This is a genomic window from Stenotrophomonas koreensis, from assembly GCF_001431525.1.
Lineage (GTDB): Bacteria > Pseudomonadota > Gammaproteobacteria > Xanthomonadales > Xanthomonadaceae > Stenotrophomonas > Stenotrophomonas koreensis.
The window spans coordinates 1-14,280 of record NZ_LDJH01000019.1 but is presented as its reverse complement, the minus strand read 5'-3'; the positions used below and the strand labels follow the sequence as shown (position 1 = coordinate 14,280).

Below are 14,280 nucleotides of genomic sequence, written 5' to 3'. Positions count from 1 at the left end.
TGAGCCGTGGTGTCGTGCTCGAAGTGCTCCAGGGTCGCAATGCCGCTGCCTTGGGCTTGTTCCAGCCAGTGGATCCAAGCCTTCCTGGCCCAGGATGGGTGGCGGTAGAACCACAGCCGCTTGAGCTCATCGCGCATCAGGTAGGCGGTCAGTAGCGGTTGGTTGGCTTGTAGCAGCTCATCCAGTTGCACCGTCTGGCGTGGATCCAGGTTGCTCCGGTTGCGCAGCAGCAGCCAGCGGCTGGACTTGATCACCCGGCGCGCGGGCTTGTCCTGGCGCAGTTGATTGGCCTGATCCACACGCACCCGGTCGATCACTTCGCGGCCGTACTTGGCCACGACATGGAACAGGTCGTAGACGACTTCGGCATTGGGACAGTGGGCCTTGATCTCCAGCTCATAGGCGGTTGTCATGTCGATCGCCACCGCCCGGATCTGCCCGGCAACGCCGGCAGGCAGCTGCTCGAAGAAGGTCCGCGCAGTCTCGCGTGAGCGGCCATTACCGACCCACAGCACCTGGCGGCTGATCGGGTCGACCACCACCGTGGCATAACGATGTCCCTTGTGCAGGGCGAACTCATCCATGGCCAGGTAGTGGATCCGGCTCCAGTCCGGCGCGACCACGCTCTGCCGCAGCCAGGCCTTGTCCAGCGCCTTGACCGTATGCCAGCCGAGCCCGAAGAAGCGCGCGGTGGCCAGGATGTTGCTGGAAGCCAGCAACTGGTTGACCGCCTCGGCCAGGCGGTTTGTTACCCGTTGATAGCGCCCCAGCCAGCTCAGCTTTTCCAGGCGCGGCCCCCCGCACTGCTCGCACCATACCCGTCGGCGCGGCACCACCAGGGTTACCTGCAACGCCATCAACGGCAGCTCCCGGACACGACGCAGACTGGTTTCATGCACCTGCCGGCAGCGGCTGCCGCATTGCTCGCAATGCATTCTGCGGGCCGTGGGCACAAGGTGGATGGTGACTGTCCGGCTGCCGTCGCTGGGCCAGACGATGCGCTGTACCCGGTAGCCTTCCCAGCCGCCCAGCGCGGCAATCATCTTCCGATCCAGCATGACCTCACCCTTGAGCACTGAAATCAGGCCTCAAGGGTAAGCGCAACCGGGAAAAGCTCCACGCTGATCTGCGATGAACCTTTTGTTTGTGGGTGCTGCAGGCCGGCTGCGCTCGGCAGCGGCAAGAAGTCAACCGCCGTCAGTGCTGGCGATCAGTTGCCGCAGCTGTTTCAGGCTGGCGCGGGGCAGGGCGGCATGGCCCAGCGGCTGCCGCGGTGGATGCTGTAATGCGCTGGAAGGCAGTACCCAGAGCTCGAAGGCGGTGTCATCGACCACCAGTTTCCAGCAGGCAAGCGTGTGCTGACCATCGGCCAGCTGCAGGCGGGCGCTGCCCAGTCGCGCCGGCAGTTGTTGCTCATGCACGAATACGGCGACCTCTTCGGGGCTGTCGGCATGCAGGTGCAGCACTACCGGGTCCTGGTGCTGGGCGCTGCCATCCAGTACCGCGCCGCACAGCCGCGGTGAGAACTGCTGCAGGGCAGCCATCGCCTCGGCGGCGGCCAGGCGCTTGCGCTGCAGGTTGTCGCCACGGTCGTCGGCACCGAACAGTTCCAGCTGGGTCGCCAGGGCCTGTTCGATTTCCCTGGCCGAAGGCAGCCCGGCATTGCCTTCACGCAGGTCCAGGCCGAGCTGCCTTGCCGCCTTGTGCCGGGCACTGGCCATATCCAGCCCGCCCTGGCGGATATGGCGTGCAGCCAGTTCGGCGGCCTGCTGGCGTTGGCGATGCTTGGCGGACATGGCGGTTCAATCCGCTGGCCGGTGGCTGCCGGCGCAGCCGGGCTCAGAAAATATCGAAGGCGCTGTCGTCGGGGGCTGCGGTATCGCTGAAGAAATCCTGCTCCTGCAGACGATCGAGATCTTCGACCTTGACCCATTCGGTTGCGCCGTTGACCACGGTTTCCACCATCCCGGACGGTGGCTCGGGCAGGTTCTGGGGCGCGTCGGCCAGGGCAGCGCGCATGTAGTCGATCCAGATCGGCAGTGCCGACTTGCCGCCGTATTCGCGGTAGCCCAGCGAGCGGAAGTCATCGCGGCCGACCCAGACCACGGTCGCCAACGGGCCGCCGAAACCGGCAAACCAGGCATCGCGGTGATCGTTGGTCGAGCCGGTTTTACCGCCCACATCCTCGCGTCCCAGGCTGCGCGCGGCGGCGCCGGTACCGCGTTTGACCACATCGCGCATCATCGAGTGCAGCTGCCAGGCGGTGCGCTCATCGATCGCCCGCGGTGCAGTCTGCGCCGTGGGCTGGACGGCGGCCGGGGCCTGGCTGGCGGTGGCTGCCGGCTGCGGTGCATCGCCAAAGTTGAAGCCATCAACCACCTGGCTGACCGGTGCGCTGCTGGTGCCCGTGCGGCCGCCACAGCCGCGGCAGGCCACCAGCGGGGTGTGCTGGAATACCTGCGCGCCGTTGCGGTCAACCACCCGCTCGATGAACCATGGGTCGATCCGTGAGCCGCCATTGGCGAAGGCCGCAAAGCCACGGGTGACCGACAGTGGCGTCACCGATGCCGTGCCCAGAGACATCGACAGGTTTGGCGGCAGTTCGTCCAGGGTAAAACCGAACTCGCTGATGTAGTTGCGGGCGAACTCGACGCCGATGGTGTCGAGCATGCGCACGCTGACCAGGTTGCGCGACTGCACCAGGGCCTCGCGCAGGCGCATTGGACCGCGGAAGCCACCGCCATCGTTCTGCGGCTGCCAGGTCTTGCCGCGGCGGTCGCGGAACACCACAGGCGCGTCGAGCACGATCGAGCCGGGGTTGAAGCCCTTGTCAAAGGCGGCCGCATACACGAACGGTTTGAAGCTTGAGCCGGGCTGGCGGCGCGCCTGGGTGGCGCGGTTGAACTTGTTGCCGGCAAAGCTGTAGCCGCCGACCAGGGCGCGCAGGGCGCCGGTATCGGCTTCCAGCGAGACCAGGGCCGACTGCCCGCGTGGCACCTGGTCCAGCAGCCATTGCCCGTCCTTGTCGCCGGCGCGCACGCGCACGATGTCGCCGCGCTCAAGCAGGCGCGCCGGGGTGCGGTTGGTCCAGCGGCTGGAGGCGGCATCCAGGGTGATCACCCGCGCATCGGCAAGCACGGCCTCGGCGCGGCCGTCGCTGTGCACCGCGCTGATGACGGCCGGCAGCAGGCTGGCCTGGGCGCTGATGCCGGCCAGCTCGCGTGCGATGGCTGCGGGCTCGGCGCCGGCCGGCAGTGCGACCTTCTTTTCCACCCCATGCCAGCCATGGCGGTGGTCGTACAGGTGCAGGCCATCGCGCACCGCGGTGTTGGCGGCGGTCTGCAGCGGGCCGTCAACCGTGGTGTAGACCTTGTAGCCCTGGTTGAGCACGTCCTCGCCATAGCGGCTGATCATTTCCTGGCGCACCATTTCGGCCACATAAGGTGCCTCGACTTCGACCGGCGGCTCATGCGGGCTGGCGTGCATCGGCACGGCCATGGCCGCGGCAGCCTCGGCCTGGCTGACAAAACCCAGCTCGGCCATCCGTGGCAGCACGTAATGGTCGCGACGTTCGCGGGCGCGCACCGGGTTGGAGATCGGGTTGGCAGCGGAGGGGAACTTGGGAATGGCGGCCAGCGAGGCCATCTCGTCCAGGTCCAGCTGGTCCAGCGACTTGCCGTAGTAATAGTCCGCCGCCGCCGCCACGCCATAGGCGCGGTTGCCGAAGAAGGACTTGTTCAGGTACAGCTCGAAGATTTCATCCTTGCTCAGCTCGGCCTCGATCTTGCGTGCCAGCAGGATCTCGGCAAATTTGCGCGTATAGCTGTATTCGGAGCTCAGGTAGAACTGGCGGGCGACCTGCTGGGTGATGGTCGAACCACCCGGTACGCGCTTGTTGCTGGTGGTGGCCAGCAGCCAGACCGCGCGCGCGATGCCCTTGTAGTCGACCCCGCCGTGTTCGTAGAAGCGGGCATCCTCGGTGGCCAGGAAGGCCTGTTTGAGCCGTTCCGGGACCTCCTCGATGCGCACTGGGCTGCGCCGGGCCTCGCCAAATACCGCCATCAACTGCCCTTGGCGGTCATACACGTACATCGGTTCCTGGAGCTGGATGTCACGCAGGGTCTGGACGTCGGGGAGTTCGGCGGAAACCTTGGTATACAAGGCCGCAAGCGCGATGGCCGCGGCTGCCCCGAGTACCAGGCACAGCACGGCAGACCAGCGCAGGATACGGCGAAAGCTGACCATCACAGGCACATCCGATTTGCGAATTAGCAAGCCGCAGAGTATAGATTAGGGGCGGCCTTGACGGGGTTTGGGCCGTGAACAACTTGGGGCTTTCCCGGTGGGTGGGCGTGATCGCTCACACAACTTGGACTGAAGGTTGTTGCCAAATGCAAAAACTTCGTTATTAATGCGCAGGCGCAAGTGTTGCGTCCAAGTGCCCGTCGGCAGGGGAGAATCCGTGGGGCTTATCCCGAAAAGTCAGTCGCCGTTGCTCGGCGTCGACATCAGTTCTACTGCGGTCAAGCTGTTGCAGCTGAGCCGCAATGGAAATCGTTTTCGTGTGGATCACTATGCCGTTGAGCCGTTGCCGCCCAACGCCGTGGTGGAAAAGAACATCGTTGAAGTCGAGGCTGTCGGCGAAGCCATCCGTCGCGCACTGGCCCGCTCTGGTTCAAAGGCCAAGCACGCCGCTGCGGCAGTGGCCGGTTCGGCGGTGATCACCAAGATCATCCCGATGCCGGCTGATCTGGATGAGCACGAGATGGAAGCCCAGGTCGAACTGGAAGCGGTCAATTACATTCCGTACCCGATCGACGAAGTGAGCCTGGACTTCGAGGTCCTCGGCCCGATGCCCAACAGCCCGGACATGGTCCAGGTGCTGCTGGCGGCCTCGCGCTCGGAGAACGTCGAGCTGCGCTCCAGTGCGCTGGAACTGGCTGGCCTGACCGCCAAGGTGATGGACGTGGAGGCCTTTGCGGTCGAAAACGCTTTCGCGCTGGTGGCCAGTGAACTGCCGGTCACTCCCGATGGGGTGGTGGCGCTGGTCGACATCGGTGCCACGATGACCACGCTCAGCGTCCTGCGTGGCGGGCGCAGCATCTACTCGCGCGAGCAGGTTTTTGGTGGCAAGCAGCTGACCGACGAGGTGATGCGCCGCTATGGCCTGTCCTACGAGGAGGCAGGCCTGGCCAAGCGCCAGGGCGGGCTGCCGGAAACCTACGAGGTCGAGGTGCTGGAGCCCTTCAAGGAAGCCACCGTCCAGCAGATCAGCCGCCTGTTGCAGTTCTTCTATGCGGGCAGCGAGTTCAACCGGGTCGACCACATCGTGCTGGCCGGCGGTTGTGCGGTGTTGCCGGGCCTGACGGCGATGGTCGAAGAGCAGCTGGGCGTGCCCACCATCGTGGCCAACCCGCTGGCGCAGATGACCCTGGGGCCGAAGGTGCAGGCTCATGCGCTGAACCAGGATGCCCCGGCCCTGATGATCGCCACCGGCCTGGCACTGAGGAGCTTTGACTGATGGCACGGATCAACCTGCTTCCCTGGCGTGCCGAGCGGCGCAAGCAACGCCAGCGTGATTTCTACGGCATGCTCGGTGCCGCTGCCGTGGGTGGTGTGCTGCTCACCGGCCTGATCTGGTTCTACTACAGCAACCAGATCACCGGCCAGCATGCGCGCAACGACTTCCTGACCCAGAAGATTGCCGAGGTCAAGAAGCAGAACGAAGAGATCGACCGGCTCGATACCCAGCGCGACCGTTTGCTCGCACGCAAGGCCGTGATCGAGGAACTGCAGGCCAAGCGCTCGCAGATGGTGCACCTGTTCGATTCGCTGGTACGGACCATCCCTGACGGGGTGGTGCTGACCGGCATCAAGCAGGAGGGCGATGTGCTGACCCTGTCCGGGCGTACCCAGTCCAATGCCCGGGTCAGTACCTACATGCGCAACCTGGAGGGCTCCGGCTGGATGAAGAGCCCGGAATTGACCATCATCGAAGCCAAGGCGCAGGAAAGCGCGCAAGGCAGCGCAGTGGTCGATGTCAAGGCGTTGCCCTACATGTTCGAGCTGAAGGTCAACCTGCCCAACCCGAGCAGCGAGGAAATCGACGCGCAGCGCCTGGAAGAGGCCGGCATGGTGGAAGAGACTGCCGCCGCCGCTGCCCAGACGGTCAACGATGCCAGCGATGCCGCCGCCGAACCGGCAGCGGTGCCGCCGGCCCCGGACAAGGCCGCCCCGGCCGCTGATGCCGCCCAGCCTGCCGCTGCGCCTGCCACCACGGGAGCGGACTCGTGAGCCAGAAAAAATTCAACATCAACGAGCTGGATTTCAACAACATCGGCAACTGGCCACAGAACGCCAAGGTGGTGTTCTGTGTGGTGCTGGCGCTGTTCATCGTGATCATGGGCTACCTGCTGGTGTTCCGTGGCCAGCAGGAAGAGCTGGCTGGCCTGGAGCGCAAGGAAGTCGAGCTGCGTGCCGACTTCGAGAAGGAGCAGGGCCGCGCGGTCAACCTGGAACCGTTGAAGCAGCAGCTGGCCCAGATGGAGCAGGTGCTGCAGCAGATGCTGCGCCAGCTGCCGAGCAAGACCGAGATGCCGGACCTGATCATCGACGTGTCGCAGACCGCGCTGTCCAGCGGCCTGAACAACGAGTTGTTCCAGCCGGGCGTGGAAGTGCCGCGTGAGTTCTACGCTGAAAAGCCGATCAAGCTGCGCATGGTTGGCAGCTACCACCAGTTCGGTGCCTTCGTCAGTGGCGTTGCCTCGCTGCCGCGTGTGGTCATCCTGACCATGCACGACATCAATCTCAAGCCGCACGAACGCGGTGGTGTGATCAGCCGTAATGGCGCCCTGGTACTGGATGGCACGGTGAAGACCTACCGTTATCTGGACGAGCAAGAAATGGATGACCAGCAGGCGGCCGATGCGGCCAAGGGGGCCAAGTGAGTATGCTCAAGGCCGCCATGGCCGGTATTGCTGCGGTCTGTCTGCTCAGCGGTTGCGGCCGCAGCATCAGCAGCACACCGGGTGATGCCCCGAATCTGAACAGCTGGGTCGAGGAAGTGCGTGCACGTCCTGCTCCGCCGCTGGATCCGCTGCCGGTGATGCAGCAGTTCGAATCCTTTGAATATTCGGCGCAGAACCTGCGTGATCCGTTCTCTGACCGCTGGATCAGCGAGTCGGGCAATGGCGGCCTGCGTCCGGATCCGAATCGTCGCAAGGAACCGATGGAATCCTTCCCGCTCGATGGCCTGAACATGGTCGGCAGCATCGGCAGTGGCGCAGGTCTGGTTGCGCTGGTGCTGGGGCCGGACAAGGTCACCTACCGGGTGCGTGCGGGCATGTACATGGGACAGAGCGATGGCCGTGTGACCTCCGTGCATGAGGATCGCATCGAGCTGGTCGAGCTGGTGCCCGATGGTGCGGGCGGCTGGCTTGAACGCCCGGCTTCCATCGCTCTTGATGATCAATGAATTCAGTAGGGGATAGCACGATGACTTTTATCAAAGCCCAGAGCCTGCGTCCCTTCCGGCGCTCGCCCTTGTTGCGCGCCGGTGCGTTGGGGATCGCATTGGCCGCCGCACACGGTGCAGCTTTCGCTGCGACCGAAGCAGTGGCGGGTGTCCAGCTGCAGGCACCGGCTTCGCTGGCGGTGACCAAGGTGGACTTCAACCGTGGCGAGGACGGCAGTGGCCGTCTGGTGCTGCAGTTCGACCGCGACGGTGCTGTTGCGGACCTGCGCAGCAGCAACGGCCAGGTGGTCGTGGACATCGGCAATGCGCAGCTGCCGCCGGAACTGCAGCGTGGCCTGAACGTGGAAGACTTCGCCACTCCGGTGCAGCGCATCGAGGCGCGTCCTTCCGGCAACGGCACCCAGCTGGTGCTGGCCACACGCGGCGATGTCGATTCGCTGGCCTGGCAGACCGGCAGCCAGTATGTGGTGGAGATCGCACCGCGTGCCGGTGAGGTGGCCACCGGTTCGGTGACCGCCGCAACCGTTGCCCAGGCCGCCGCCACGGTGGCCGCCCGCGGCTACAGCGGCCGCCCGGTGACCTTCAACTTCCAGGACGTGCCGGTGCGCACCGTGCTGCAGTTGATTGCCGAGGAATCCAACCTCAACGTGGTGGCTTCGGACACCGTCCAGGGCAATGTCACCCTGCGCCTGGTCAATGTGCCGTGGGACCAGGCCATGGACATCGTGCTGCGTGCCAAGGGCCTGGACAAGCGCCGCGAAGGCGGGGTGATCTGGGTGGCACCGCAGCCTGAACTGGCCAAGTTCGAGCAGGACAAGGAAGATGCCCGCATCGCGCTGGAAAACCGCGAGGGCCTGGTCACCGACTATGTGCAGATCAACTACCACAACGCCGGCCAGATCTTCAAGGCGCTGACCGAGGCCAAGGGCATTGGTGGCGGCAGTGGCGGCGAAGGCAGCAGCCAGACCGACAACGGCTTCCTGTCGCCGCGTGGCCGTCTGGTCGCCGATGACCGCACCAACACGCTGATGATCAGCGACATCCCGAAGAAGATCGCGGCGATGCGCGAGCTGATCGACGTGATCGACCGTCCGGTCGACCAGGTGCTGATCGAGGGCCGTATCGTCATCGCCAACGACACCTTCGCTCGCGATCTCGGTGCACGTTTCGGCATCCAGGGCCGCCGCCAGGGCGACCGTACCCAGGCAATCGGTGGCAGTCTGGAAAATACCAATGGCACCATCGCCAACGGGATCGGTTCCAACAACGGGCTGAACTTCAACCTGCCCTCGGCGGCGACCTCGGCCGCTGGCCTGGCCTACACCCTGCTGGGTGCCAACTTCAGCCTGGACATGGAGCTGACTGCCATGCAGGAAGAGGGCCGTGGCGAGGTGATCTCCAACCCGCGCATCGTCACTGCCAACCAGCGTGAGGGCGTGATCAAGCAGGGTCGGGAAATCGGTTATGTCACCATTACCGGTGGCGGCGCCGGTGGCGGCCAGGCCACGCCGAACGTGCAGTTCAAGGAAGTGCTGCTGGAGCTGAAGGTCACCCCGACCATCACCAGCGACAACCGCGTGTTCCTGAACATGAACGTCAAGAAGGACGAGGTTGACCAGCTGATCAACCTGCCCAACTACGGCACCGTGCCTTCGATCAACCGTCGCGAGATCAATACCGCGGTGCTGGTCGAGGATGGCCAGACCGTGGTGGTGGGTGGCGTGTATGAGTTCTCCGACCGTTCCAGCGTCGCCAAGGTGCCGTTCCTGGGTGATGTGCCGTTCCTGGGCAACCTGTTCAAGCAGCGTGGCCGCAGCAAGGACAAGGCCGAGCTGCTGATCTTCGTGACCCCGAAGATCCTGCGCGTAAGCAAGTAAGTCTGGCCTGGGTACAGGCGGTAACGGACAAGGGCCGCCATGAGCGGCCCTTGTCCATTGTGGGCGCAGGCGCATGATGCCGCCGGCGCTTTGATGCAAACTGACGGGCATGGAACCAAACTTTCCCCCTGCAACAACGCCGCCGGCCGGCACCACCTCTACCACCCAGCAGCGTTTTGTCGTGCTGTCGCAGTGCCTGCAGCAGCGTGTGATTGGCCAGAAGGCGCTGGTTGAACGCCTGTTGATTGCGCTGCTCGCCGATGGCCATCTGCTGGTGGAAGGGGCACCCGGCCTGGCCAAGACCACCGCCATCCGGGTGCTGGCCCTGCACCTGCAGGCCGGCTTCGCCCGCATCCAGTTCACTCCGGACCTGCTGCCGGCCGACCTGACCGGCAGCGAGATCTGGCGCCCGGACCAGGGACGCTTCGAGTTCGTCCCCGGCCCGCTGTTCCACCCGGTGGTGCTGGCCGATGAAATCAACCGTGCGCCGGCCAAGGTGCAATCGGCCCTGCTCGAGGCGATGGCCGAGCGTCAGGTCAGTGTCGGCGGACGCAGCTGGCCGTTGCCGGCCCCGTTCCTGGTCATGGCCACGCAGAATCCGATCGAGCAGGAAGGCACCTATGCCCTGCCCGAGGCGCAGCTGGACCGCTTCCTGATGCAGGTGCGCATCGGCTACCCCGATGCCGATGCCGAGCTGCGGATCCTGCAACAGGCACGTGCCGGCGATGGTGCGGCCCTGCAGGTCAATGCCGCGGCCTGTATTGACCTGGACGTGCTGCAGCAGGCGCGCGAGGAAGTGGCCAGCCTGCACCTGGCCCCTGCGCTGGAGCGCTATATCGTCGAGCTGGTGCTGGCCACGCGTGACCCCGGACGCTACGCCCCGGAACTGGCCGGACAGATTGCCTGGGGCGCGAGCCCGCGCGGCACCATCGCGCTGGAACGCTGTGCCCGGGCGCGTGCGTGGCTGGCCGGCCGCGATTACCTGATCCCCGAGGATGTACGCGCGCTTGCGCCGGATGTCCTCGGCCACCGCGTGCTGCCCAGCTACCCGGCGCAGGCGGCCGGCGTTGATGGTCCGGCCCTGGTCGATGCGCTGCTGGCCCGGGTGCCGTTGCCGTGAGCCGGCTGCCGCATGCGCTGGCCAGTGGCGATGGGCTGCAGCCGCAGCTGGCCGAGCTGGTCGCGCTGGCCGCCGATGTGCGCCAGCGGGCGCGGCGACAGCCACGCGCTGCGACCCGCCCGGGCCAACGCGCCAGCCGTCCGCTCGGGCGTGGCATGGACTACGCCGATTCACGTCCTTACGTGGCCGGTGACGAGGCAAGGCATGTCGACTGGCGGGTCACTGCGCGCTCGGGGCAGCTGTATTCCAAGCGCTTCGAGGCCGAACGCGACCGTGTCTGCCTGCTGCTGGTCGATCCGCAGCCGGTGCAGTTCTTCGGTACCCGGCAACGCTTGAAATCGGTGCAGTCGGCGCGTGTGGGCGCCGCGGCGGCCTGGTGGGCGCAGCAACAAGGCGACCGCCTGGCCCTGCTCGATACCACCAGTGCTGTGCCGTTGCAGGCCGGGCGTGGCCAACCGGCGGTGATGCGGGTGCTGCAGGCCCTGGTGCAGTTGTATGCGCAAGCGCCGCAGACCCCGGCGGGCACGCTGGTGAAACAGCTGGAGCAGGCCGCGCGCCTGTGCCGTGCCGGCAACCTGGTGGTGATCACCGATGTGAGCCGCGCCGCGCAGGTACCGGCGACGGTATGGCAGGCCTGCAGCCGCCATCTGCAGCTGCATCTGCTGCTGGTGTTCGATGCGCTGGAGCTGGAGCCGCCAGCCACGGCCTTGCATCTGTCCGGGCTGGACGGGCAGCAGTGGGTCGATTTTTCGCAGCCGCGCATCCGCCAGCAGTGGGTCGAGCAATTCCTGCTGCCGCTGCGCCGGCTGCAGGCCATGCCGGTGGCCGGCATGCACGTGCACCGGCTGATGAGCGATGACGCTGCCGATGGCTGGCTGCCGTCGGCGCTGGCCCGGGTGGCCTGATGCCCGGGGTGTCCGCACTGGTGCTGCGCGATGTGCAGCTGGGCCCTGCACCTTCCTGGTGGCCGCCGGCACCGGGCTGGTGGCTGCTGGCCCTGGCGCTGCTGGTACTGCTTGCCGGTCTGGCGCTGTGGCAGCTGCTGGTGTGGCGCCGTCGCAGGCAATGGCAACAACATTTCGATGCCGCCCTCGCGCAGGCAGGCTGCCCGTTGCAGCGGGTGCGGCGGGCCAGTGAACTGCTGCGCCGCGCGGCCCTGGCGCAGCAGCCGGCTGCGGCCAGCCTGGCGGGCGAGGCCTGGCAGCGCTGGTTGGCCCAGGGCGTGCGCAAGGTCGATGCCCGGGCGTTGCAGCTGCTGGCCGAAGGCGGCTATCGGCGGCAACTGGACCAGCAGCAGGCCGATCTGGCCTGTGCATTGGCCAGGCAGCGCTTCATCGCCGTGATGGTGGGCCGGTGAGCGCCTGGTTGCCCGGCCAGTGGCTGTCGTGGTGGCCGGATGCGTTGGCCTGGCCCTGGGCACTGGCGTTGTGCCTGCTGCCGCCCTTGCTGTTGCTGTTGCCGCCGCGCCGAAGGGCAGCAGCAGCGCTGCGGGTGCCATGGCCGCTGGCGCGGACGGCATCGTCAACGCGTGGAGGCTGGGTCTGGCGCAGTGTGTTGTGGTTGGCATGGGCGCTGCTGTGTGTGGCGCTGGCACGCCCGCAGCAGTATGGGCCGCCGCAACAGCCGCCGGTCCAGACCCGGCAGCTGATGCTGGCACTGGACCTTTCCGGCAGCATGAGCGAGGTGGACATGCGCCTGGGCGGGCGACCGGCCGCGCGCATCGTGGTCGCCCGTGCGGTGCTGGACGATTTTCTGGCCCGGCGCCGCGGTGATCAGGTTGGCCTGGTGGTGTTCGGCCAACAGGCCCATGTGATGGCGCCGGTGACGCGGGATCTGGACAGCGTGCGCGCGCAGCTGGCCGATGCGGTGGTCGGCCTGGCCGGGCAGGAGACCGCCATTGGTGATGCGGTGGCGCTGGCAGTCAAGCGCCTGCGCAACCAGCAGCAGGGGCAGCGGGTACTGGTCCTGCTCACCGACGGGGTCAACACCGCCGGGGTGATCGACCCGCGCAAGGCCGCTGAACTGGCCGCCCATGACCGGGTGCGGATTTACACCATTGCCTTTGGCGGGGAGGGCGGCCGGCGCCTGTTCGGGCTGTCGCTGCCGTCGGCCCGCAACAGCCTGGATGAGGAGAGTCTGCGCCAGATGGCGCAGCTCACCGGCGGCCAGTTCTTCCGTGCGCGCAACAGTGATGAGCTGGCCGGCATCTATGCGCGGATTGATGGCCTGGAGCCGGTGGAAGTGGCGGCGGCGGTGCAACGGCTACGGCTGGAGCGTTACCCGCCCTGGCTGGCAGCGGCGCTGGCCCTGCTGGCCCTGGCCGTGCTGCTGCGGGGGCGACAATGAGCCTGCAGGCCCTGTTGCCGGTATTGCTGCGCCCACAGGCGCTGTGGTTGCTGCTGCTGTTGCTGCCACTGTGCTGGTGGCACTACCGGCGCAGCGACGGGCTCCAGCGCTTGAGTGCGGTCGTCGATGCACATTTGCTGCCCGCGCAGCTGGTCCCGGCGCGGCAGCGGCGGGCTGGCCGCTGGCGTCTGCCATTGGCCTGGCTGCTGGGCTGTTGCGCGCTGGCCGGGCCGAGCTGGGGTGTCAGCCCGCAGGCGGTGGGCAGCAGCCGCGATGGCCTGGTGCTGGCGGTAGAGCTTTCCAGCGCGCTGTACCAGGACGATGTCGCGCCGAGCCGGCTGCTGCGCCTGCGCAGCAAACTGGCCGAACTGCTGGCAGCCCGGGTAGAGGGAGAGACGGCGCTGCTGGTATACGCCGGCGATGCCTACGAGGTGGTTCCACTGACCGAAGACAGCGCCAATATCGCGCTGTACCTGGATGCGCTGGCGCCGACGGTGATGCCCGAGGACGGCCAGCGCGCCGATCTGGCCATTGCCCGTGCCGCCGCGTTGCTGCAGGGCAACGGGCTGGCGCACGGGCATATCCTGTTGCTGGCCACCGATGCCGATGCTGCGGCGGTGCGTGCTGCGGCCACCGCCCGCGCGCAGGGCTGGCGGGTGTCGGTGCTGGCGGTACGTGCGGACGGCATTGGCGCCGGATTGACTGCGCTGGCCAGCGCCGGGGGTGGCCGCGCTCGGGCGATTGCGCTGGATCAGGCCGACCTGCGCGGCTTGGGTCTGTTGACGCCGGTGGCCGGCACCGACCTGCCCGCCGGGCAGGAGGCGCCGGGCACCCGCACGCTGCGCCGCGATGACGGGTTCTGGCTGTTGCCGCTGGTGTTGCTGTTGCTGTTGCCGTCGTTGCAGCGCGGCGCGCTGGTGGCGGTGTTGGCCGTGCTGCTGCCATTGGCTATGGTTGCGCCGGCGCAGGCGGCGGACGATGGCTGGTGGCAGCGTCGCGAGCAGAGCGCCTACCAGCAGCGCCAGCACGGCGTGGCGGCTTATCGGGCCGGCGATTTTGCCGCCGCACATGCCGCCTTCGTCGACGACGAGTCGTCCATTGGGCGCTACAACCTGGCCAACACGCTGGCCAGGCAAGGGCAGCTGGAACAGGCCCTGGCCGCGTATGACCGCGCCCTGGCGCTGCAGCCCGGATTTGACGATGCGCGCGTCAACCGCGCCGCCGTGGCGGCAGCACTGCAGCGTCAACGCGGCCAGCAAGGCCAGCAAGGTCAGCAAGGTCAGCAAGGTCAGCAAGGTCAGCAAGGTCAGCAAGGTCAGCAAGGTCAGCAAGGTCAGCAGGGCCAACAGGGCCAACAGGGCCAACAGGGCCAGCAGGGCCAGCAGGGCCAGCAGGCCGGGCCAATGGACGAAGCGGACGAGCAGCAGGACAAGCAAGACTAAGCCCAGGCGCTGGATGCGGCA

13 protein-coding genes are annotated in these 14,280 nt (G+C 66.8%); 10 read left to right on the top strand and 3 right to left on the bottom strand.

The features are described 5' to 3' along the window. From ABB25_RS11185 to ABB25_RS11175, 3 genes are all read right to left on the bottom strand, one after another. Nucleotides 1-1,058, bottom strand: a 1,058-nt coding sequence (locus ABB25_RS11185) for an ISL3 family transposase (RefSeq protein WP_057666829.1), incomplete at its 3' end; no start/stop codon positions are given. Nucleotides 1,059-1,187: 129 nt separating this feature from the next. Further along, complete coding sequence (locus ABB25_RS11180; RefSeq protein ID WP_057666828.1) at nt 1,188-1,796, bottom strand: hypothetical protein; 609 nt, start codon at nt 1,794-1,796, stop codon at nt 1,188-1,190. 43 nt (nt 1,797-1,839) lie between these two features. Next, entirely contained in the window at nt 1,840-4,245 is a 2,406-nt protein-coding gene (locus tag ABB25_RS11175) for a penicillin-binding protein 1A (RefSeq protein WP_057666826.1), read from the bottom strand. Nucleotides 4,246-4,462: 217 nt separating this feature from the next. On the opposite strand from ABB25_RS11175, the gene ABB25_RS11170 reads away from it, so the two are divergent. From ABB25_RS11170 to ABB25_RS11125, 10 genes are all read left to right on the top strand, one after another. Then, a complete protein-coding gene (locus ABB25_RS11170) occupies nt 4,463-5,521 on the top strand; it encodes a pilus assembly protein PilM (protein WP_057666824.1) in 1,059 nt (352 codons plus the stop codon). Further along, nucleotides 5,521-6,294: a PilN domain-containing protein gene (locus ABB25_RS11165; RefSeq protein ID WP_057666822.1), complete on the top strand. Its 774-nt coding sequence runs from the start codon at nt 5,521-5,523 to the stop codon at nt 6,292-6,294. Before ABB25_RS11170 ends, ABB25_RS11165 begins: the two co-directional genes overlap by 1 nt. Continuing rightward, nucleotides 6,291-6,947 (top strand): type IV pilus inner membrane component PilO, encoded by a 657-nt coding sequence (locus ABB25_RS11160; protein ID WP_057666819.1) that lies wholly within the window; start codon nt 6,291-6,293, stop codon nt 6,945-6,947. The genes ABB25_RS11165 and ABB25_RS11160 overlap by 4 nt, the downstream gene beginning before the upstream one ends. A gap of 2 nt (nt 6,948-6,949) precedes the next feature. Beyond that, a complete protein-coding gene (locus ABB25_RS11155; protein WP_057666817.1) occupies nt 6,950-7,474 on the top strand; it encodes a pilus assembly protein PilP in 525 nt (174 codons plus the stop codon). A 20-nt stretch (nt 7,475-7,494) separates the two neighbouring features. Beyond that, complete coding sequence (locus ABB25_RS11150) at nt 7,495-9,351, top strand: type IV pilus secretin PilQ (RefSeq protein WP_057666815.1); 1,857 nt, start codon at nt 7,495-7,497, stop codon at nt 9,349-9,351. A gap of 109 nt (nt 9,352-9,460) precedes the next feature. Continuing rightward, nucleotides 9,461-10,471 (top strand): AAA family ATPase, encoded by a 1,011-nt coding sequence (locus ABB25_RS11145; RefSeq protein WP_057666813.1) that lies wholly within the window; start codon nt 9,461-9,463, stop codon nt 10,469-10,471. Beyond that, the gene (locus tag ABB25_RS11140) at nt 10,468-11,376 is read left to right on the top strand and encodes a DUF58 domain-containing protein (protein ID WP_057666810.1); all 909 of its coding nucleotides are present in this window, start codon (nt 10,468-10,470) and stop codon (nt 11,374-11,376) included. Before ABB25_RS11145 ends, ABB25_RS11140 begins: the two co-directional genes overlap by 4 nt. Beyond that, on the top strand, nt 11,376-11,828 hold the full coding sequence (locus ABB25_RS11135) for a DUF4381 family protein (protein ID WP_057666807.1): 453 nt from the start codon (nt 11,376-11,378) through the stop codon (nt 11,826-11,828). The genes ABB25_RS11140 and ABB25_RS11135 overlap by 1 nt, the downstream gene beginning before the upstream one ends. Continuing rightward, entirely contained in the window at nt 11,825-12,817 is a 993-nt protein-coding gene (locus ABB25_RS11130) for a vWA domain-containing protein (protein ID WP_083488277.1), read from the top strand. The genes ABB25_RS11135 and ABB25_RS11130 overlap by 4 nt, the downstream gene beginning before the upstream one ends. Further along, entirely contained in the window at nt 12,814-14,259 is a 1,446-nt protein-coding gene (locus ABB25_RS11125; RefSeq protein WP_057666805.1) for a tetratricopeptide repeat protein, read from the top strand. Before ABB25_RS11130 ends, ABB25_RS11125 begins: the two co-directional genes overlap by 4 nt. Nucleotides 14,260-14,280: the final 21 nt, after the last annotated feature.